This is a genomic window from Prauserella sp. PE36, assembly GCF_003311655.1.
Taxonomy (GTDB): Bacteria; Actinomycetota; Actinomycetes; order Mycobacteriales; family Pseudonocardiaceae; genus Prauserella_A; species Prauserella_A endophytica.
Window position 1 is genome coordinate 219283 of sequence record NZ_QEQT01000092.1, and the last position, 19535, is coordinate 238817.

Annotated in this window: 20 protein-coding genes; 3 read left to right on the forward strand and 17 right to left on the reverse strand. The window is 71.4% G+C overall.

What is annotated here, in order from left to right; all coding sequences use genetic code 11:
- Positions 1–2: 2 nt before the first annotated feature.
- The 9 genes from DI005_RS29695 to moaA all read right to left on the reverse strand — a co-directional run bounded on the left by DI005_RS29695 (position 3) and on the right by moaA (position 6727).
- On the reverse strand, positions 3–1157 hold the full coding sequence (locus DI005_RS29695) for an acetyl-CoA C-acyltransferase (RefSeq protein WP_113644338.1): 1155 nt from the start codon (positions 1155–1157) through the stop codon (positions 3–5).
- Complete coding sequence (locus DI005_RS29700; RefSeq protein ID WP_113644339.1) at positions 1154–2023, reverse strand: LLM class flavin-dependent oxidoreductase; 870 nt, start codon at positions 2021–2023, stop codon at positions 1154–1156. Before DI005_RS29700 ends, DI005_RS29695 begins: the two co-directional genes overlap by 4 nt.
- Positions 2020–2976 carry an LLM class flavin-dependent oxidoreductase gene (locus DI005_RS29705; RefSeq protein WP_113644340.1) on the reverse strand — a complete coding sequence of 319 codons (957 nt, stop codon included), beginning with the start codon at positions 2974–2976 and terminating at the stop codon, positions 2020–2022. The genes DI005_RS29700 and DI005_RS29705 overlap by 4 nt, the downstream gene beginning before the upstream one ends.
- Before the next feature lie 14 nt (positions 2977–2990).
- Positions 2991–3416 (reverse strand): MaoC family dehydratase, encoded by a 426-nt coding sequence (locus DI005_RS29710; protein WP_112269752.1) that lies wholly within the window; start codon positions 3414–3416, stop codon positions 2991–2993.
- A complete protein-coding gene (locus DI005_RS29715; protein ID WP_199543313.1) occupies positions 3413–3853 on the reverse strand; it encodes a hypothetical protein in 441 nt (146 codons plus the stop codon). Before DI005_RS29715 ends, DI005_RS29710 begins: the two co-directional genes overlap by 4 nt.
- A gap of 142 nt (positions 3854–3995) precedes the next feature.
- The gene (locus DI005_RS29720; RefSeq protein ID WP_113644341.1) at positions 3996–4679 is read right to left on the reverse strand and encodes a TetR/AcrR family transcriptional regulator; all 684 of its coding nucleotides are present in this window, start codon (positions 4677–4679) and stop codon (positions 3996–3998) included.
- A gap of 4 nt (positions 4680–4683) precedes the next feature.
- Positions 4684–5184, reverse strand: a complete 501-nt coding sequence (locus DI005_RS29725; RefSeq protein WP_113644342.1) for a nuclear transport factor 2 family protein — start codon at positions 5182–5184, stop codon at positions 4684–4686.
- Positions 5174–5674 carry a VOC family protein gene (locus DI005_RS29730; RefSeq protein ID WP_113644343.1) on the reverse strand — a complete coding sequence of 167 codons (501 nt, stop codon included), beginning with the start codon at positions 5672–5674 and terminating at the stop codon, positions 5174–5176. Before DI005_RS29730 ends, DI005_RS29725 begins: the two co-directional genes overlap by 11 nt.
- Positions 5675–5701: 27 nt before the next feature.
- Entirely contained in the window at positions 5702–6727 is a 1026-nt protein-coding gene (moaA, locus tag DI005_RS29735) for a GTP 3',8-cyclase MoaA (RefSeq protein ID WP_113644344.1), read from the reverse strand.
- A 101-nt stretch (positions 6728–6828) separates the two neighbouring features.
- Between moaA and DI005_RS29740 the strand changes: the two genes are divergently transcribed.
- The gene (locus DI005_RS29740) at positions 6829–7758 is read left to right on the forward strand and encodes an alpha/beta fold hydrolase (protein WP_158559922.1); all 930 of its coding nucleotides are present in this window, start codon (positions 6829–6831) and stop codon (positions 7756–7758) included.
- A 6-nt stretch (positions 7759–7764) separates the two neighbouring features.
- Here the strand turns inward: DI005_RS29740 and DI005_RS29745 are convergent, their stop codons facing one another.
- From DI005_RS29745 to DI005_RS29780, 8 genes are all read right to left on the reverse strand, one after another.
- A complete protein-coding gene (locus DI005_RS29745) occupies positions 7765–8328 on the reverse strand; it encodes a TRAP transporter small permease (protein WP_112269740.1) in 564 nt (187 codons plus the stop codon).
- On the reverse strand, positions 8325–9662 hold the full coding sequence (locus tag DI005_RS29750) for a TRAP transporter large permease (RefSeq protein WP_113644346.1): 1338 nt from the start codon (positions 9660–9662) through the stop codon (positions 8325–8327). The genes DI005_RS29745 and DI005_RS29750 overlap by 4 nt, the downstream gene beginning before the upstream one ends.
- A gap of 60 nt (positions 9663–9722) precedes the next feature.
- Positions 9723–10826 (reverse strand): TRAP transporter substrate-binding protein DctP, encoded by a 1104-nt coding sequence (dctP, locus tag DI005_RS29755; RefSeq protein WP_113644347.1) that lies wholly within the window; start codon positions 10824–10826, stop codon positions 9723–9725.
- Between the two features lie 170 nt (positions 10827–10996).
- Positions 10997–11773, reverse strand: coding sequence for an SDR family NAD(P)-dependent oxidoreductase (locus DI005_RS29760; protein WP_112269735.1), 777 nt, complete (start codon positions 11771–11773; stop codon positions 10997–10999).
- Positions 11773–14031 carry a molybdopterin-dependent oxidoreductase gene (locus DI005_RS29765; protein WP_233520367.1) on the reverse strand — a complete coding sequence of 753 codons (2259 nt, stop codon included), beginning with the start codon at positions 14029–14031 and terminating at the stop codon, positions 11773–11775. Before DI005_RS29765 ends, DI005_RS29760 begins: the two co-directional genes overlap by 1 nt.
- A 233-nt stretch (positions 14032–14264) precedes the next feature.
- Positions 14265–14951, reverse strand: a complete 687-nt coding sequence (locus DI005_RS29770) for a hypothetical protein (RefSeq protein ID WP_199543315.1) — start codon at positions 14949–14951, stop codon at positions 14265–14267.
- A 139-nt stretch (positions 14952–15090) separates the two neighbouring features.
- Positions 15091–15936, reverse strand: coding sequence for a LuxR C-terminal-related transcriptional regulator (locus DI005_RS29775; protein ID WP_113644348.1), 846 nt, complete (start codon positions 15934–15936; stop codon positions 15091–15093).
- Positions 15937–15940: 4 nt separating this feature from the next.
- A complete protein-coding gene (locus DI005_RS29780; protein WP_158303057.1) occupies positions 15941–17173 on the reverse strand; it encodes a TetR/AcrR family transcriptional regulator in 1233 nt (410 codons plus the stop codon).
- A 164-nt stretch (positions 17174–17337) separates the two neighbouring features.
- Between DI005_RS29780 and DI005_RS29785 the strand changes: the two genes are divergently transcribed.
- Together DI005_RS29785 and cofG are read left to right on the forward strand one after the other, a co-directional pair.
- Positions 17338–17871, forward strand: a complete 534-nt coding sequence (locus DI005_RS29785) for a cupin domain-containing protein (protein WP_158303056.1) — start codon at positions 17338–17340, stop codon at positions 17869–17871.
- Positions 17872–17906: 35 nt separating this feature from the next.
- On the forward strand, positions 17907–19535 hold a 1629-nt coding region (gene cofG / locus DI005_RS29790), incomplete at its 3' end, for a 7,8-didemethyl-8-hydroxy-5-deazariboflavin synthase CofG (protein WP_233520368.1).

Consider the following 19535-nt stretch of genomic DNA (forward strand, 5'->3'; position numbering starts at 1 on the left):
CGCTACACCCGCTCCAGGATCGTGGCGTTGGCCAGCCCGCCGCCCTCGCACATCGTCTGCAGGCCGTAGCGGGCGCCGGTGCGCCGCAGCTCGTGGACGAGTGTGGTCATCAGCCGCGCGCCCGACGCCCCGAGCGGGTGGCCGAGCGCCATCGCCCCGCCGTTGACGTTGACCCGGTCGAGGTCGACGCCGAGGTCCTTCGCCCACGCGAGCACCACCGCGGCGAACGCCTCGTTGCACTCGAAGAGGTCGATGTCGTCCACCGTGAGCCCGGCGCGGTCGAGCACCCTGCGGGTCGCCGGGATCGGGCCCGAGAGGATGAGCACCGGGTCGCTGCCGACCACGGTGGCGGTGTGCACCCTGGCGATCGGGGTCAGCCCGAGCCGCTCCACCGCGCGCTCCGAGGCGACCAGGACGGCGGCGGCGCCGTCGGCGATCTGGCTGGCGAGCGGCGCGTTGTGGACGCCGCCCTCCCGGATCGGCGGGACGCTTCGCATCTTGTCCCGGTCGGAGCTGCGCCGGACGCCCTCGTCGGCGGTGACGCCGGCGACCTCCAGGAGCTGGCCGGCGAACCAGCCCTCGTCGTGAGCGCGGGCGGCCCTGGCGTGGCTGGCGATCGCGAGGTCGAACATGGCCTCGCGGTCGATCCCCCACCGCTCGGCGATGAGGTCACCGCCGCGGAACTGGTGGATCTCCTCGTCCCCGTAGTGCTTGGCCCAGCCCGCGCCCGCGAAGGGGTAGCCGTAGCCGAGCTTCGGGTCGCCGGAGCTGTTGAGTGGCACCCGGCTCATCACCTCGACCCCGCCCGCGACCACGAGGTCCTGCTCCCCGGACTTCACCGCCTGCGCGGCGAAGTGCACCGCCTGCTGAGAGGAGCCGCACTGCCGGTCGATGGTGACCGCGGGAACCTCGACCGGCAGCCCCGCCGACAGCCAGGCGTTGCGGCCGACGTTCCACGCCTGCTCGCCCATTTGCGCCACGCAACCTGCGATGACGTCGTCGACGCGGCCGGGGTCGACCCCGGTGCGGTCCAGCAGGGCGGCGAAGACGTCACCGAGGAGATCGGCCGGGTGCAGCCCGCTGAGCCCACCGCCGCGCTTACCCGTCGGGGTGCGAACTGCGTCCACAATGTACGCCTGGGGGCGCGACTCGGTCATGTGATCACCTCTCGTTCAACTCCTGCGGTGTGCTGGTGCGTGCGCTCGGCGTCCCACAACTCCTCCAGCCCGGCTGGCAACCGCTCCTGCTGGAGTCGCGGCCGGACCACGACGGCGAGATCGGCCAGCGCGGCGTGCCACGCGGCCATGCCAGGCGGTGGGGTGAGGCGCAGGAGCGTGGTGTCCAGGCCCCAGCCGTCGCGCTCGGCCGCCAGCCTGCGCGCCAGCTCGACGGCGTCCTCGGCGCCCGGGTCCCACGTCCGCACGGCGGGACGGCGCAGCCGGCGGCACGCGGGCCCGAGCGAGCGCTCGAGGTGCCGCCAGACGGGTGCCCCGTCCTCTTCGGACACCGGGCTGAGCGCGTACGCCGAGGCGACCGCCGGCGCGGCCCGGCCGAGCAGCCACAGCGTGGGCTCCAGCGCGTAGGGCGCGGGCGTCACCCGCACCCGGGTCTCGGGGTTCACGGTGTGTTGCGGCAGTCCCGCCGGGATGGTGTGCCGCGGACCCCGGTGGGCGAACGGGGTGGTGCCCGCCGCGGCGAGCAGGACGTCGGCCCACTCGGTCAGCGAAGCCTCGTCGTCGCCGCGCAGGCCGAGCACGAGCCTGCCGCCGAGCAGCTGGTCGGCGACGTGCCGTTCCTCTGCCAGGTACAGCGGATGGTGCTCGGCGACCGCCGTGCCGGCGCCGATCATCACCGTGCGCGTCGGCTCGGCGCACGTGGCCGCCGCGGCCAGTGCCACCTCGGGCCGCCCTGACGGCGCGGCGAGCCAGACCAGGTCGAGTGCCGCCTCCTCCACGGCCGCCGCCAGCGCGGGCACATCCGCGAGCGAGACCGTGGCCAGGTCGAGAGTGACGCCGATCCTCATGCCGTCACCGCCTTCAGCACGGTTGCGGCGAGCAGTTCGAGCTGCTCGCCGAGCTCACGGTCGGAGACGAAGTCGAAGTTGACCCTGGCGACGATGGTGTCCACGCCGGCGTCGGCGATCTGCCCGAACCGGGCCGCGACCTCGTCCGGGCTGCCGACGACCGCGCTCGTGGCCGTGCGGTCGACCTGCCCCTGAAGGCGTTCGGGGCTGGTGAAACCCTGGCCTCCGTCCAGCACCCACCACGCACCGGCCTCCTCGGTGTAGTGGCGCCGCAGCCGCGGGAGGAACCAGGAACGCGCGGCCTCGCCGTCGACGTCGACCCAGGTGTCCTTGATCATGCCGATCCGGCCGGGCTCGCGGCCCGCGGCGCGCGCGGCGCCGGTGATCGTGGCGACCGCACGCCGGATGCCCTCGGCGTCGAGTGTCTGGGGCAGCAGGGCCGACATCCCGTGCCGCCCGATGCGTTCCAGTGCCGCGCGGGCCATCCCGCCGCCCCACACCGCGTCAGGGCGCCGGTCGCGCGGCTCTCGGTCGAGCACGTCGAGACCGGCGTCCATGCGGCGACCGCGGCCCGTGCGCGGCAGGCCAAGCGCGTCGAACTCCGCGTCCCGGTGCCCCAGTCCGACGCCGAGCTCCAGCCGTCCCCGCGCCGCGTCGTCCACCGCGGCCGCGAGCGAGCGCAGGCGCTCCGGGTCGTGCTGGGGCAGCAGGACCATCGCCGTCCCCAGTCGCAGCGTCGTGGTGGCAGCCGCGGCGGAGGCGATCGGCAGCAGCGGCGCCGGGCAGAACGCGTCGTACCAGAGCCGGTGCTCGGCCAGCCACAGGTGGGCGTAGCCAAGCTGTTCGACTTTCCTTGCCACGGTGGGAAAGTCGCGGTAGAGGCACGGAAGCTGGTGTGGCCGGGTCACCGTGGACTGGAACGTCCACAGCCCGACTCCCATTTCGACACCCATGAGCGTTTCCCGCCTCAGTCCTGGGTTCCGGTCAGGTGCGTGACGTCGGTGGTGGCGGTGCCCGCGAGCACCACCCGCTCACCGACCATCAGCTCCACGGCACAGTCGGCGAGTGTGCGGCCCTTCTCCTCGCGCAGCGCCGACACCGTGCCGCGCGCGACGACGTGGTCGCCGCCGAGGACATTGCCCTGGAACCGCACGCGGATGCCGCGCAGGTGCTCGTGGCCGCCGGTCCAGGCGGCGAGCATGTTCATGACGTACGCGACGTTGTTCGGGCCCTGGTTGACCGGCTTCTCCCCCATCCCCAGCGCGCGCACGGCGTCGAGGTCGAAGTGGATGGGGTTGGGGTCCACGAGGACCAGCGCCATCGTCTTCATCTTCTCCGCGCTCACGGCGGGCAGCTCCCAGCTCGGGATGACGGTGCCGACCCGGATGGTCATGCGTCCCTCCTCGGGAAGACGATGGAGTTGTAGGTGGACGCGGCGAGCTCGCCCGCGGCGTCGGTGAGCGCCAGCCGGAACCCGACGATGTCGAAGACGCCGGTTCGCTTGCCCCGCTTGCGTTCGGCGGAGACGAACTCGCCGCTGACACTGAAGCTCTCGCCGACCTCGAGCGGGCGTTCGAGCACGGTCTCGTGCTCGCCGAACATCGGTCCGTCGGCGGCGGTCGCGCCGCAGATCGCGAAGACCTCGTCCCAGCTGACGCCCTTGCCGACCGCCACGCTGATGTACGCGAAGAGCGGGTGCGCCACCTTGCCGTCCCTCGGCGACTCGACGACGTCGTTCAGCAGCCAGTCGACGTACGGCTCGATGGTGTAGGTCCCGCCGGGGATCGGGCGGCCGACGATCGCCGCAAGCTCGCTCTCGGTCATCGTCATCGAGACTCCAATTCACCAACCAACTGATTGGTAGAAGTCTGCCAGACGTCGCCCTCCCTGCCAAGCACCTCGGCGGGTGCACACGAGAGAAGGGCCCGAGCCGACGTGCGGCTCAGGCCCTTCTCTCGTCAGCGTGGCGGGCTCAGCCCCGGGAGAACGCCGCGCGCAGCGCCTCGATGCCACCGGCCGAGGCGACCGCGGACTCGGAGGCGACCGAGGACACGATCATCCCGATGTAGACGTCAGCCAGCTGCTCCGCGGTCCTTGGCCCGTCGGGGCGGTACCACCGGGTCATCGAGTTGAGCTCGCCGGTGATCACGATGCTCGCCAGCCGGGGGTCGATGGCCTTGTCGATCACGCCCTCACGCTGACCCTCCTCGAGAATGCCCTGGAGCACCACGACGTAGGTCTCACCGCCCTCGCGGATCTCGGCACGGCGCTCCTCGCTGAGCCGGTCGAACTCGCGCAGCTGGATCGTGTACGGCACGAGGTGGTCCGCGGCGAACAGCACGTGGGTGCGAACGAACGCGGCGAGCTTCTCCAGCGGCTCCTGCTCCGCGTCCGTCACCACGCGCATGTCCGCGATCGCCTCGTCGTAGACATCCTTGATGATCTTGTAGAGGAAGTCCTCCTTCGATCGGACGTAGTGGTAGAGGCTGCCCTTGAGGATGCCGACCCGGTCGGCGATGTCCTGGATGCTGGTCGCGCTGTACCCCTTGTCGAGGATCACCTCGGCGGCGGCCTCGACGATCTCGGCGAAGCGCTCCGGGTCCGGCCCGCGACGCGGCCGCCCCCGCTTGGCCGGCTCGGCGTCGGTTTTCGACATCTGGTCACGTCCCCCTTGCCTGAGCTGCGCCCGCAGCACCGTCGCTGCGTTGCGCGCGGTCGAACCACGGCAGGATAGTCCGGTCACCGTCGACCCACCGACCGTCCACCCGTCGTTCGGCGATCCGCCACCCGAGATCGGTGCGGAGCAGCAGATCACGGTACGACGCCGCGACTTCGAGCCGGGCGGGCTTCCCCCGCTCTCCGGTGGCGCGTGCGACCAGCGTGGCCCGCACCTGACTGCGCACGCGCACCCGGCCATCGTGCTCGGCCTTGGCGCTGACACTGCCCAGCAGATGCTGGGTGGCGCGCAGGCCGCGGTGGAGTTCCGCCATCACGTCCGCGACCTCCGCCCCGCCCCGGCAGCGGAACGCGCCGTAGTCGGCGACGGCGTCCGGGAGGAAGAGGGAGCGCAGGTCGTCGTACGCCTCGTCGTCGATCGCCCAGCAGTAGCGCGCGAGCAGCTCGGCGGCCACGGCGGTCGCGCGCACGTCGTCAGTAGCCATCGGTCGCCCCCGCCGCCGGATAGTCGGCGCCCTCGAACCACGCCTCGAGCTCCGCCCTCCTGGTGGCGTCGACGAGCTCGACGAAGGGTCCGCTGGGCAGCCGGTGGTAGGCGAACCGGACGGCCCGCCCGCTGCCGTCGTCGAAGGTGAGCACGCGCGGGAAACCGGCTGCCTCCAGCTTCGCGGAGGTGGCGGCGAAATCGTCGGCCCACACGCCAACGTGGTGCGCGCCGCCCGCGCCGAAGGACAGCGAGGGGGCCTCCCAGATCGTGCCCGGGACGGGTTCGAGCAGCTCCAGCCGCGGCGAACCGCCCTGGGAGTACGCGAACCGCATCCGTGCGGCCACGGGGCCGTCGGGCGTCAGCACGGGCATCTCCCGCTCCTCCACGCTGGTCCAGGCCACGCCGAAGACGCCGGTCAGGTCGGCCATCGCCGCATCGAGATCCGGGACGACGAAACCGGTGTGGTAGATGTCGGTGATCTTCAGCAACGCGCTCTCCTTCGCATGGGCCGGCGATCAGCCGCCGATGTACGACATCTCCACTCGCGGACCACGCAGGCCGTGCTCGCCGCGGAGCTCGGACGCGCGGTCGGCCCGCCCGCCCCAATGCCGGGCGAGCGCCGCGTGCAGCTCCTCGTCGGTCCGGCCGCCACGGACCAGCGCGCGCAGGTCGTGACCCGTGGCCGCGAAGAGACAGGTGAAAAGTTCACCGGTGGCCGAGATCCGGGCCCGCGTGCACGTCCGGCAGAACGGCTTCGTCACCGAGGCGATGATGCCGATCTCGCCGCCACCATCGCGGTAACGGAATCGCGTCGCGACCTCGCCCACCACGCCGGGCGGGACCTCCTCCAGCGGCCACAGCGCGTCGATCCGCGCCCGCACCTCGTCGGCGGGGACGACCTTGTCACGCACCCAGCCGTTGGTGGTGCCGACGTCCATGTACTCGATGAAGCGCAGCGCGACGCCCTCCCCCCGCGCCCACGCGGCGAGATCCTCGATCTGGTGGTCGTTGACGCCGCGCTGGACCACGGTGTTGACCTTGACCCCGAGACCGGCCTGCCGGGCGGCGGCGATGCCGTCCAGGACGGCCGAGAGCGGCAGCGGGGTGTCGGCCATCGCGCGGAAGGTCTGCTCGTCGAGCGCGTCCAGGCTGACGGTGACCCGGTGCAGTCCGTTCCGGGCGAGCACTTCGGCGAACTTCGGCAGCAGGACGCCGTTGGACGTCATGGCGAGATCCTCGATCCCGCCCACCGCGGCGAGCATCGCGACGAGGTCCGGCAGGCCGCCGCGCAGCAGCGGCTCGCCGCCGGTCAGCCGGAGCTTGCGGACACCGCCGCGCCGGAAGACCCCCGCCAGCCGGGCGATCTCCTCGAAGGTCAGCAGCTCGGAACGCGCGAGAAAGGCGTGGTCGGCGCCGAAGAGCTCGCGCGGCATGCAGTACCGGCAGCGGAAGTTGCACCGGTCCGTGACCGAGATCCGCAGGTCGGTGAGCGGACGGCCGAGGCGGTCGAGCAGGGGGCCGGCACCGCTGCGCTGCTCCATCACTGGTGCTCCTCCCCGGCCGAGACTTTCGGCAACCGTTCGTTTGGTAGGTTATGCGCGATCGGGTCGCCGAGCAACCAGCCCACCGGGAGGACAGCTGCATGAACGCCGGCACAGAGGTCGTTCCGGAGTACGGCAGCCCGGAGCCGCCCGCCGGACGCGGCACCCCACCCGCGTGGTTCTCCGCCGCGCTGCGCCGCGAGCGCCACACCGGCGAGGTGGACGTCGGCGGCGTCCCGATCCGGTTTCTGGCCTGGGGCGAACCCGGCAGTCCCGCCACGATCCTGGTCCACGGCGGCGCGGCACACGCCATGTGGTGGGCGCCGATCGCCGCGCGGCTCGACCCGGACTCCTACGTCGTCGCACTCGACCTGTCCGGCCACGGGTGCAGCGGACACCGGCCGGTCTACGCGGTCGAGCACTGGGCCGAGGAGATCGCCGCCGTCGCGGAGGCCGTGTCGCCGGACCCGGCCACCGTGGTCGCGCACTCGCTCGGCGGCATCGTGACGTCCTGCGCCATGACACGCGCCGACCTCGCCGGCCGGTTCCGCAGGGCGGTCCTCGTCGACGCGCCCGTCTGGCCCGACGCGGCCGCGCCGGAGCAGCCGCTGGCCGACCGGGAGATCCGGCCCCACCGCACCTACGCGAGCGCCGCCGAGGCCCTCGGCCGGTTCCGGCTCGTGCCACCACAGCCGTGCGACAACGACTGGTACGTCGGGCACATCGCCTGGCACAGCCTCCGCCCGGTCGCGCCGTCCGGCTGGCAGTGGCGCTTCGACCCGAGGATCTTCGCCAATCCCACGGGCGACCACCGGATCACGCGGTTCGAGGGCAGTCTGGACCGGGCCGGGTGCCCCTTCGCGGTGGTGATGGGCGAGCGGTCCTACCTCGCGCCGGGCGCACGGGCGGCACTCGCGGACCGGCCGGGCACACCGCTGCGCTTCGTCCCGGATGCGGCCCACCACGTGATGCTCGACCAACCCCTCGCCCTTCTCTCCCAGCTGCGGGACCTGCTCGGCTCGTGGCCATGAGGACCCTCAGATCCCGGCAGCGGTCAACCTTTCCGCCTTCGGGCGGGCCCGCACGTCTTCGACAGCGGTCACGATCTGCTCGAGCGCGAGGATGAGGAACCCGGCGAACACCGCCAGCCGGGCAGGCCACATCGGCAGCCGGACGAGGCCGAGTTTGTACTCCCCGGTCTCGAAGGCGGCGCTCAGGACGCTCCAGGAGGCCCACGCGAGCAGGATGGCGACAAGCGCCGCGCCGATTCCGCCGGCCAGGCGCACGATCCGGTAGGCCGGCCCCTTCAGCCGGTCCACAAGGGACGACATCGAGACGTGCTGCCGCCGCCGTTCCGCCTCGCCCAGCGCGAAGAACGCGGTCAGCGCCATCGCCAGCTCGACGTACTCGACGGTCCCGGTCACCTCCTGCTTGCCCAGCTCCCGCAGGACCACGTTGTAGACGATGAGCAGCATGATGAACACCATGCCGACGATCGACACCACGGCCAGCGCGCGCGAGAGGGCGTGGACCGTCGCGGCGAAACCCCGGCCGACCGCACCGGCGAGTCCACGGCCGGTCCCGTTCGTTGTCTCGGTCATTCGGTCAGTCCCATCTGGCTCGGGATGAAGGTGACGATGGCCGGGAAGACGAACATCAGGATCACGATGACGATGTCCAGCCTCACGTACCAGAGCACACCCTTGAACGCGGTGCTCAGCTCCACGTCCTTGCGGATCCCGGCGACGACGAACGCGTTGAGCCCCAAGGGTGGCGTGAGCAGCCCGATCTCGATCAGCTTGACGAACAGCAGCCCGAACCAGATCCCGTTAATGCCGAGCTCGGTGATCACCGGATACGTCAGCGGCACCATGATGAGCAGGATCGACGTGGGATCGAGGAACATCCCCAACGGGACGAGTACGAGCAGGAGGAGCGCGACGATCAGCCACGCCGGCACGGGCAGGCCGGTGAGGCCGTCCGCGATCAGCTGCGGCGCTCCGGCGGCCACCATGAACGAGGAGAAGATCGCGCCGCCGATGAGCAGCGAGAAGACCATCCCGTTGAGACTGACCGCGGCGGACAGCGAGTTCCACAGGCTCCTGCCCATCTCCTTCGGCTTGCGCAGGTGCTCGATCACCACCATCAGCAGGGCGACGAACGCCCCGACCGCGGAGGCTTCCACCGCCGTGAAGAAGCCGGAGTACATGCCGCCGATGATGATCACGAACAGCAGTCCGATTCGGAACAGGCTGTAGGCGCCGGAGAGCAGGGCCGGCCGGTTGCTGAGCGGCAGCACGTCCTCGGCGCCCTTGCCGAACAGCTCGGGCTTGCGCTTGGCGCGGATCATGATGCTGATGCCGTAAACGGTGGCGGTGACCACGCCCGGCCCGATACCCGCCATGAGCAGTGCGCCGATGGACTCGCCGGTCAGCACGCCGTAGATCACCAGCGGAACGCTGGGCGGGATGAGCACGCCCAGCGTTCCCGCGGCACCGACCACCCCGGCGGCCACGTGCATGGCATAGCCGGCCTTGCGCATCTCCGTGATCGCGAGGTTGCCGATCGAGATCACCGTGGCGATGCTCGACCCGCTGACCGCGGCGAAGCAGGCGCACGCCGTGAGTGTCGCGACCGCGAGGCCGCCGGGCAGGCTTCGCAGCAGCCAGCCCAGCACGCGGTAGGCGCCCTCGGCGAGGTTCGCCCGCTCCGCCGCGTTTCCCAGCAGGACGAACATGGGAATCACGAGCAAGGTGAACTTCGAGGCACTGCTGATCGGCAGCGCGCCCAGCGTCGACATCCCGACGTCCCAGCCGTCCAGCAGGTAGTAGCCGGCGAATCCCGCGAACGTCAGCGCCAGCGCGATGCGCATTCCCGAGAGCAGTGACACGGCGAGGATCGCGATGACCACCAGGAAGAGCTCAGTGGTTCCCATCGGGTGCAGGCCCTTTCGTCGACCCGGCCGTCCACAGTGGAGGCCGGCAACGTCACTGGGTTACTTCTGACCGCACGTGGTGAGGCCCTCGACGTAGCCCGACTCGCCGGTGTGCTCGTCGACCGCCTCGGTGTAGGCCTGCCAGACCTTCTCGACCGTGCCGGAGTCGGTGGACTTGGCCGCCTCGTCCTTCCAGACCTTCGGTGCGAGCCGCTCCACGGCGTCGGCGATCGTGGCCTGGTCGGCCTCGTTCCAGCGGACGATCGTGCCGCCGGAGTCGAGGAACTTCTCGCAGGCCTGCTTGTCGTACCTGGTCATCAGCTCGTCGGCCTTGGCGTACCACTCGCCCTTGAGCTCCTCGATCACGGCCTTGGCGTCGTCGGACATCCGGTCGTAGGCGTTCTTGCTGATCGCGAAGATGGAGCCGCCGTTCTCGCCGACGTCGGGCGCCATGTACTTCGCGACGTCCGTGATGCCGTTGGCGACCTGCGTGTCCATCGGGTAGGTCACGCCGTCGACGATGCCGCGCTCGACGGACTCGTAGACCTCCTCCGATGCCTGGAACGTCGGCTCCGCACCGAGTTCCCGCCACACCACCGAGGAGGGCTGGGCCGGAATGCGGATCTTGAGTCCGTCCACATCGGCCAGTGACTTGACCTCGGGCTTGAACGCGACCGCAGAGGCATTGTTGGGCAGGAAGCCGATGAGCACGAGGTCCTGCTTGGCGAGCTCGTCGGCGAAGGCGTCCACGCCGTTGACGAGGTCCTGCAGCGCCCGCAGCCGCGCCGCCTGGTCGGCGTGCGCGATCGGCACCATGTTGATGTTGTTGAGCGGGAGCTCGGCCGGGAAGTACGCCGGGACGACATTGCCGGCCTCGGCACGCCCCTGCTTGAGCCCGGGGAGCGTGTCGGTGCCGGACAGCAGCCCGCCTCCGTAGGTGACCTCCGTCTTGACCTGCCCGTCCGTGCGCTTCTCCAGTTCGTCCATGAACCACTGGATGAGGTCGGACTGCGATCCGCCAGGCGGCAAGACCTGCGCGGCCCGGACCTGGACGGGTCCACCGGCCTGGGACGCGGCACCCGCGCAGCCGCTCGCGACCAAGGCGAGACCGGCGAGTCCGGCGAGGAGCCGGGTGACCCGGCTGGTCCTGGTGGTGCGCATCATTGCGCCCTCCTCTGGATGTGCGTGTCTCGAAAACCGAGGCCGGTCGGATTCATTCGACCAACCGGTTGGTCAATTAAGACCGACAGTATCTGTGGTGTCAAGCACACTCGAAAGTGGACGTTGTGACTTGACTCACACGGTGACGCCGTGTCGCTGCACCGTCACCGTTGTCAGAGCGAATAGCCCCCGTCGACGTCGATCCACTGGCCCGTGACGTACCGAGCCTCGTCGCTCGCCAGGAATCCCACGGCGGCGGCGATGTCGCGGGCCTTGCCGAACGACGCCAGCGGGATCCGTCCAAGTGCGACCTGGAGGTGTTCGGGGAGGATGTCACCGCGGTCCAGCAGGGCCTGGGTCATGCCCTCGTCGAGGATGCCCACGCCCACGGCGTTGGCGCGGACGCCGTAGCGCCCCTCCTCGGCCGCTACCGCCTTCACCACCGCCTCGTTGGCCGCCTTCGGCCCGCTGGAGAGCACGTCCCGCAGGACGAAGCGGCGGTTGGCGACCGTCGAGACCACCACCACCGACCCCCGCGTCTCGCGCAGCGCGGGCAGTGCCGCGCTGATCACCGCGAACGTACCGCCCGCGTCGATCCGCAGCTGCTCGGCGTACTGCTCGGGCGGCAGCGCGCTGACCCAGGACTGGAAGTTCGTCGGCGACGCGGCCAGCACCACGGTGTGGAGCCCGCCGTGTCTGCCCGCCACCTCCTCGACCACGCTCCGGACTCCTCCGGGGTCGCCGAGGTCGAGCCGGACCGCCACACCGTCCACACCGGACTTCCTCACCAGCGCCGCGGTTTCCTCGGCGGCGGCCGCGTTGCCGGCGTAGGTGACGGTGACGTCGGCGCCGAGCTCGGCCAGCCGGATCGCCACCGCCCGGCCGATGGCGCCGCTGCCGCCGACGACAAGGCACCCGCCGGCCCGGCCGCCGAACGCGTCCGTTGACATCAGCCGGACACCGCCGCGGGCACCTCCGGCGCGTCACCGGCCCGGACCCGGCAGCGCGCTCCGCGCAACGGCTGGTCGCCCGCGAAGCTCGACAACTCGGGCGCGCCCGGGGTGATGGCATTGGCGTTGGAGACCCACACGCCGGACAGGTGCGGCTCGTACTGTTGCTGCTCGGGGTTCCACCAGTAGCCGTCGGGGTTCACCGTGTCGCGCCGCAGGGAGGCGTCGAAGCGGGCCCGCTGCCTGATCGCGCCCTCGGGACGTTCGATGATCATCCACTCGCCATCGACGACACCGTACTTCGCGGCGGTGTCGGGGTGGATGTCACACAGCGGCTCGGGATGGATCCGGCGCAGGCGCGCGCTCTGGCGGAGGTTCGAGGCCGTCAGCTCACGCACCCGGCTGCCGGGGATCATCTGCAGAGGGTACTCCTCCTCCGGGGCGTCCGGGATCGAGTAGGGCGGTCCGGTGTAGACCGGCCGCGCCTCGATGCCGAAGCGCTCGAACATGCTCGGCACCAGCTCCACCTTGCCCGAGGGAGTGGCGAACCCGCGCTCCCGGTACTTGTAGAACACGGGCTTGGTGAAGCGGTGGTTTACCTCGCCGTCGGCCCACTCGCGATAGGACTTGCCGGACGGCGCGAGGAACCGGTCGAACATCCCCTCCACGGTATCCGGCCAGTAGCCGGGATCGTCGGAGAGCCTGCGGCCCAGCTCGGCCCAGAGGTCGTAGTCGTTCCTCCGCTCCCCGATGGTGGTGGCGACCTGCTGGCCCACCACGAAGAAGTTGCCGATCCCCCAGTGGGCGCTGAGGTCGGCGCGCTCCATGAAGTCCGCCGCTGGCAGCACGTAGTCGGAGAGCTGTGCCGTCGGTGTCATCCACATGTCCATCGTGACGAGCAGCTCGAGGTTCTCGCTCGTGAACGCCTCGTAGGCGTCCCTGCCCGCACCCATCGACAACAGCGGCTCCCCGCACTGCACGATGATCGCCTTCACCGGGTACGGGTCCTGCCTCGTGACGGCGCGGTAGATCGCGGGCTGGCTCGCGAACAGCACGTAGGCGGTGCCGGTGTGCCCCTGCGGGTAGACCTTCCCGGTGGCCTCGCGGAACGCCTGGTACCCGGAGATCGACGTGATCGGCGTTTCGTGGGCGTTGACGCTTTCCCTCGTGCGCAGGGGATGGTCGACCAGCTTCTCGAAGTTGATGTTCGGCAGCCACGCGAAGGTGCCGGCGTCGTAGGGGTTGCCGAGCGGCTCCCCGCCGGGGCGGTCCAGGTTGCCGGAGATGGCCCGCAGGATCGCCCGCCCGAGCACCGCCGAGCGGGAGGCGCCCTCTCCGAGCTGCGTGGCGGCGACGCCGAACGACAGGCGGGCGGGTCCCAGTGTGGCGTACATGTGCGCGGCCTTCACCACGTCGGCCGCGGGAACGCCGGTGATCTCCTCGGTGCGTTCGGGAGTCCACTTCGCGGCCTCGGCCTCGACCTCGTCGAAGCCGGTGCACCACTGTTCGACGAACTCCCTGTCGTAGATGTCGTCGCGGATCATCACGTGGATGAGCCCCAGCGCGAGCGCGCCGTCGGTGCGGGGGCGCACCTGGAGATGCAGGTCCGCCCGCTCGGCCGTCTTGGTCCTGCGAGGGTCGACGACGATGAGCTTGGCGCCCTGGGCCTGACACTGGCGCAGCCGTTCGAACGAGGGCGGCGAGGACTCCGCGGGGTTGGAGCCCCAGATGACGATGCACTTGGTCTTGCCGGGGTAGTAGCTCTGGTAGACGGTGTCCCAGCCGTAGACCGAGACCTCCGCGATGTACTCACCGACACCGCAGTTGCGGCCCTGGCTCACGAAGTTGGGGGTGCCGAAGTCGGCCGCCCAGCGCCAGCTCGCCCAGTCGCCCGGCGTCTTGTGGGTGCCGCCGAGGGTCGCAACCGACTCGGGGCCGTCCTTCTCCCGGAGTTCCCGGAGCTTCCCGGCGATCTCGTCCATCGCCTGCTCCCAGGAGATCCGCTCCCACTTGCCCTCACCGCGCTTGCCCACGCGCTTGAGCGGGTAGTTCAGCCGGTCGTCGTGGTGGTGGATCTCGATCGCCGTCGTGCCCTTGATGCACAGCTTGCCGTTGGCCACCGGATTCTCGCGGTCTCCGTCGAACGCCAGCGGATGCCCGTCGCCGTCGACGTGGAACAGCATGCCGCAGTGCTGCGGACACAACGTGCAGAACGTCCGGCGAACGTCGGGACCGTCCGCGAAATTCAGCTTGGCCAACGCTATGCTCCCGTCGCATCTACCAATCGTTTGGTGAAATGAATCTACCTCGCCGTGGCTGCACTCACAAGGGCCCCTCCGGCCCCGGCGGGGAATGCGCTGGCCAGGACGTCCTGGCGGGGCGTCGGGCGGCCGGCCCGGCACACGGCCTTTGCGCCGACCTGCGTGCGTTCGCGGCGGTGGCCGGACTCGGCGTCGGCGTCGGCGCAACAGCGGAAGACATCGCCTGCCGGTTACCCGGCCTCGTCCGGATCGCGCAACTCAGCTCCGGGCCGCGTGCGGTCGGGCTTCACCGACGCCCCCTGGCTCGCCCGCTCCCGCGCGCGGCTCTCCAGCCACATCGCGATCCCGGCGCCAGCGGCCGTGCCCACCGCCATCGCGCCGAACAACAGCAGCCACCACACGTCGATGACGTGTCCGACGATCGCGATTCCAGCACCCACGCCGAAGACCCCGCCGACCGCGGTGGTCCTGCCCGGGTTGACCGGGGCGCGCTTGCGCGGTCTCGCCTTCGACCGGGGGGACAGCGCCGGAGCGACCCAGAACGCCGCGCACGAGATCATCAGCAGCACGACGCCCACGTCGCGCCACGCGTTGTCCGCCTCGGCGAGCCCGTAGGCCAGCACGGCGAAACCGCCGACGAAGGCGACGCCGAACGGGGTCGCCCTCCAGCCGCCCAGGAGGTACAGCCCGGCGCACGCGGCGATCAGCAGGCCGAGTCCGATCAGCCCCAGCATCACGCCCATCGCGACGGGCAGCATGTAGTCCGACGGATAGATCTCGGCCGCACCCAGCGCACCGGCGCCGATGCCGAGCACGGGGCCCGCGATGACGAGCCCCACACAGATCCTGGTGACGGTCTTCTCGAACTTCCCGGTATCCACGGGTCCCCGCCCGCGATCCACCTTGCCGGACGCCATCGCGCTCCCTCCGCCGCACGCCGCGTACCACGCGGTGCTCCGACGAGCCGGGCACGCTACGGCGTGATCACCGGCGGCGCGAGCAGAATACCCAGAGCTCCGGGCAGCCGAAGCGGGTCGCCCGCGCCGCTCCGGGACCTCAGTCGATCAGCCGGCTCGTGCGCGCGAGCCACACGGCGTGGGTGCGGTTCTCGGCGCCGAGCTTGCGCATGACGCTGCGGAGGTAGGCCTTCACCGTGTTCGGCATCAGGCCCAGCTCGGCGGCGATGTCGTTGTTCGACGCGCCGGCGGCGACGTGTTCCAGCACCTCGACCTCGCGCTTTGACAGCGGTCCGCGCGCACCCGGCTCGCGGGGCCGTCCGCTGCCGGTGACGAAGTTCAGCAAGCCCTCGCAGACCTGGTGCAGGCGTTGCCGCGCGGACTGGTCCGCCACGAGCTCGATCGCCGCTTCCAGCTCGCTCAGCACGTCGCCGAGTGCCCGGGTGTCGCGCAGGGCCGCCGAGGAGCCCTCGGCCAGCCTCCGCCGGACCTCCAGCTCGATCGCCAGGTCGCGTTCGAGCGAGCGGACCGCGGCGGCCGCACGGGCCGCGGTGCGATCGCCGAGCGGGAGACTGTCCCGCCGCGCCAGGTACACCAGCCCCGCCACGTCGCCGTCCAGGCGCACCGGCAGAGCCAGAACCGCTCCCACCCGCTCGGGCGCGACGGCGTGGTCGTAGGCGTGCACGATGTGCGGCGTGCTGAGATAGTCGCGCACGACCACCGGCCTGCGCTGCGCCAGCGCCTTGCCCCCGAGCCCGGATCCCCGGCGCACCCGCACGTGGCGAAGCGTCTGCCCGAGGTTGCCGTCGAGGTGCCGGATCGTTACCGAGCCGCCCCCGGCATCGAGCGGTCCCCCGAAGGTCAGGTCGACCGCGCACTCCCGGCGCAGCGCGTGCACGCGGTGCGGCAGCATCCGGTCGAGCTCGCGCACGGCCACTCCGGTCATGGGCTCACCCCTCCCGGACCGCCGACCCGGCGGTCCTGAGTGGACGGTTCACCGGCGCCTCCAGCACGGCCGTGGCCGCGCCGGCGACCGCGTCCACCGCACCGTCGGTGTGCATCACCCGCGGCGTCCGAACCGTGTCGTCGACGAGAACCCGGGCCGTGTGGGCAAGCATCTGCGTGGCCGAATCGGACCGTTCCGGACGCGCGGCACGGGTCCAGTGAGCCCACTCCTGAAGGTGCTCACCACGGGCCCTGGCGAGGCGCTCGGCGGCGTCGGGCGGCAGGTGGTGCGCTTCGGTCACCGTCACCCCCAGCAGGTTCACCGCCTCCGCGGCGAGCCGGACGTAACCGGCGACCATCGCCGCCGGCGCAGCGGCGTCGCTCGTGGCCGTGCGCAGAGCCCTGATCGTCTCCAGCGACACCCATTCGCCGAACCGGTCGGCGATGGCCACGAGCATGGCCGTCTTGCTGTCAAAGTAGCGGTAGATGGCGGGTCCGGCCAGGCCCGCCTCGGCCGCGATGCCGTCGACGCTCGCGCCGTCGAAACCGCTCCGCTGGAACGTGTCGGCGGCGATGGCGATCAGCTGCTCCCGCCGGGACACCGGCGCCCGGCCGCCGGGCTCCGGCCAGGCCCCGGGCTCCCCGGCGCGGATGTCGTGATCCACCACGGCCAGCGCGGCAGCGCTGAGCAACGCGGCCGTCTGCTCCGCGTCGCCCGAGCCCAGCGGGGCCTCGCCGTGGCTGTTGAGCACCGCGATGGTCGCCCACGCCCGCACCGTGACCTCGACGGGCTCCAGGTCCGGCCGCCGCAGGCGGATCGCGCGCGCGAGTCCGGACGCCATGTCGTTCAGCCTGGCCCGCAGCGCGCGGGAGCCCTCGGGATCGAGGTGCCGGGCCTCCCGCTTCCACAGCCGGGCCATGTACGGGACGGCCAGCGAGGCCCTGGCCATCGCGTGCAGGTCATCGGGTAGCCGAGCCGGGTCGTATCCGGGTGTGAGCTCCGGCAGCGCGGACAGGAACGCGCCCTGCGCCTCGAACAGCACGTGGGACAGCAGCGCCTGTTTGTTCGCGTAGTGCCGGTACAGGGCGCGGGGGGTGATCCCGGTGGCGTCGGCGATGTCGCTCATGCGCACCGAATGGAAGCCGCGCTCGGCGAACAGCGCCCGCGCGTGGACGGAGATCTGCTCCCGCCGGTCACTGGGCCTGCGCGCCCTCGCCGGGCCGCTCACGCTCGTCATCCCGTCCCCCTTCATCGGACATCACGGAGCCTAACACGTGAACGTTGATGTACTTACTTGACGTTGTCGCGGCTTTACCCCCATACTTCCGCCGTCAAGTGGATTCGGTCACGTTAACGATCAGTGACTCACACCGGTACACATCTCGGGAGGCGAGCGACACTATGAAGGTCCGCAGGGTTGTCATGGGCGACGACGGCAACGGCACGACGACGGTTCTCGACGACGGCACCGTCGAGCCGACCACGGCCACGTTGCTGCCCGGGGTCGAGATCCACCGCGTATGGGAGCTGGACTCGGTGTCGGTGCCGGTCACCGACGCGTCCGCCGGTGCCCCGAAGTCCACGTTCTTCCCCGCCAACCCCGGTGTGCGGTTCGGCTTCCTCACGGTTCCGCCGGGTATCACCTACGTCCCGGAGCCGGGTGCGGACCTTGCGGCCGCGGCGGCGGAGATGGAGGAACGCCTGCCGGGCGCGGCAGCCACGTTCGCGTTCCCCGACAAGCCGGGCGCACACGTCACCCAGACCGTCGACTACATCGTCGTGCTCTCGGGCGACGGCGTCCTGCGCTTCGACGACGTCGAGGTGCGGCTGTCCCAGGGCGACTGCCTGATCCAGAACGGCACCCCACACGCCTGGTTCAACGACGGCACCGAGCCGTTCGTTGTGGCGTTCGCCCTCTGCGGCGCCACCCGCTGACCCGTCCCCGTCCCTCCACCGAAAGGCGGCCTCGCGTGAGCACACCGCCCGCGCCCTCCCCCACCGCGATCCGCAGGGCGTTGCGGCGCGCGCGGGACGGCGCGCCGCTGGACGTCACCGAGGCCGCCGTGCTGCTTGCCGCCGAAGGCAAGGACCTCGACGCGCTGCTCGCAGCCGCCTCGCGGGTGCGGGACGCGGGACTGGCGGCCGAGGGACGGACCGGGGTCGTCACGTACTCGCGCAAGGTGTTCGTGCCGTTGACCCGCCTGTGCCGGGACCGTTGTGGGTACTGCACGTTCGCAACGGTCCCTGGCAGGGTCGACTCGCCCTATCTCGAACGTGACGAGGTGCTCGAGATCGCGCGGGCCGGCGCCGCGGCCGGTTGCCGCGAGGCGTTGTTCACGCTGGGCGACCGGCCCGAGGACCGCTGGCCGCAGGCCAGGCACTGGCTCGCCGAACGCGGCTACGAATCCACAGTGGACTACCTCAGGTCGTGCGCCGTCGCCGTGCTGGAGGAGACCGGCCTGCTCCCGCACCTCAACCCCGGCGTGCTGAGCTGGCAGGAGCTGCACCGGCTCAAGCCGGTGGCGCCGAGCATGGGGATGATGCTGGAGACGACGGCGCGCCGCCTGTGGTCGGAGAAGGGCGGCCCGCATTTCGGCAGTCCCGACAAGGAACCCGCCGTGCGGTTGCGGGTCCTCGCCGACGCGGGCCGGGTCGGCGTGCCGTTCACCACCGGAATCCTGATCGGCATCGGGGAGACCCTCGCCGAGCGGGCCGAGTCGCTCTTCGCCATCCGGGCCGTCGCCCGCGAGTACGGCCATGTGCAGGAGGTGATCGTCCAGAACTTCCGGTCCAAACCGGACACCGCGATGCGGGCGACGCCCGACGCCGGGCTGACCGCGCTGGCCGCCACCGTGGCCGTCGCCAGGCTCGTGCTCGGACCCACCATGCGGGTGCAGGCTCCGCCCAACCTCGTCGGCGGGGAGCACGCGTTGCTGCTGCGCGCCGGCATCGACGACTGGGGCGGGGTGTCCCCGGTGACACCCGACCACGTCAACCCCGGGCACCCGTGGCCCCGGATCGACGAGCTGGCGGCGCACTCCGAGGCGGCGGGTTTCACCCTGCGCGAGCGCCTGACCGTGTACCCGCCCTACGTCCTCGCGGGCTCGCCGTGGATCGACGCCAGGCTGCACGCCCACGTCGCCGCGCTGGCCGACCCCGCCACCGGGCTGGCCGACGAGTCGGCGACCCCCGAGGGGCGTCCGTGGCAGGAGCCCGACGGCGGGGAGATCGGCACCACCGGCAGGGCGGATCTGCACACCACAGTGGACACCGCGGGCAGGAGCTCCGACCGCAGGGGAGACTTCGACAGCGTCTACGGCGACTGGGACGCGCTGCGCGAGCGTGCTCCCGGCCGCGGCGCACCGGCCCGGCTCGACGGCGACGTCAAGGCGGCGCTCGCGCTCGCCGAGGCGCGGCCGTCCGCGCTGCTCGATCCCGCGTGCGAGGCCGAGGCCACGGACCTGCTGCTCGCCGACGGCCCGGCGCTGGAGGCACTCGCGCGGCTGGCCGACGACGTGCGCGCCGACGTGGTGGGCGACGACGTCACCTACGTGGTCAACCGCAACATCAACTTCTCCAACGTCTGCTACGTGGGCTGC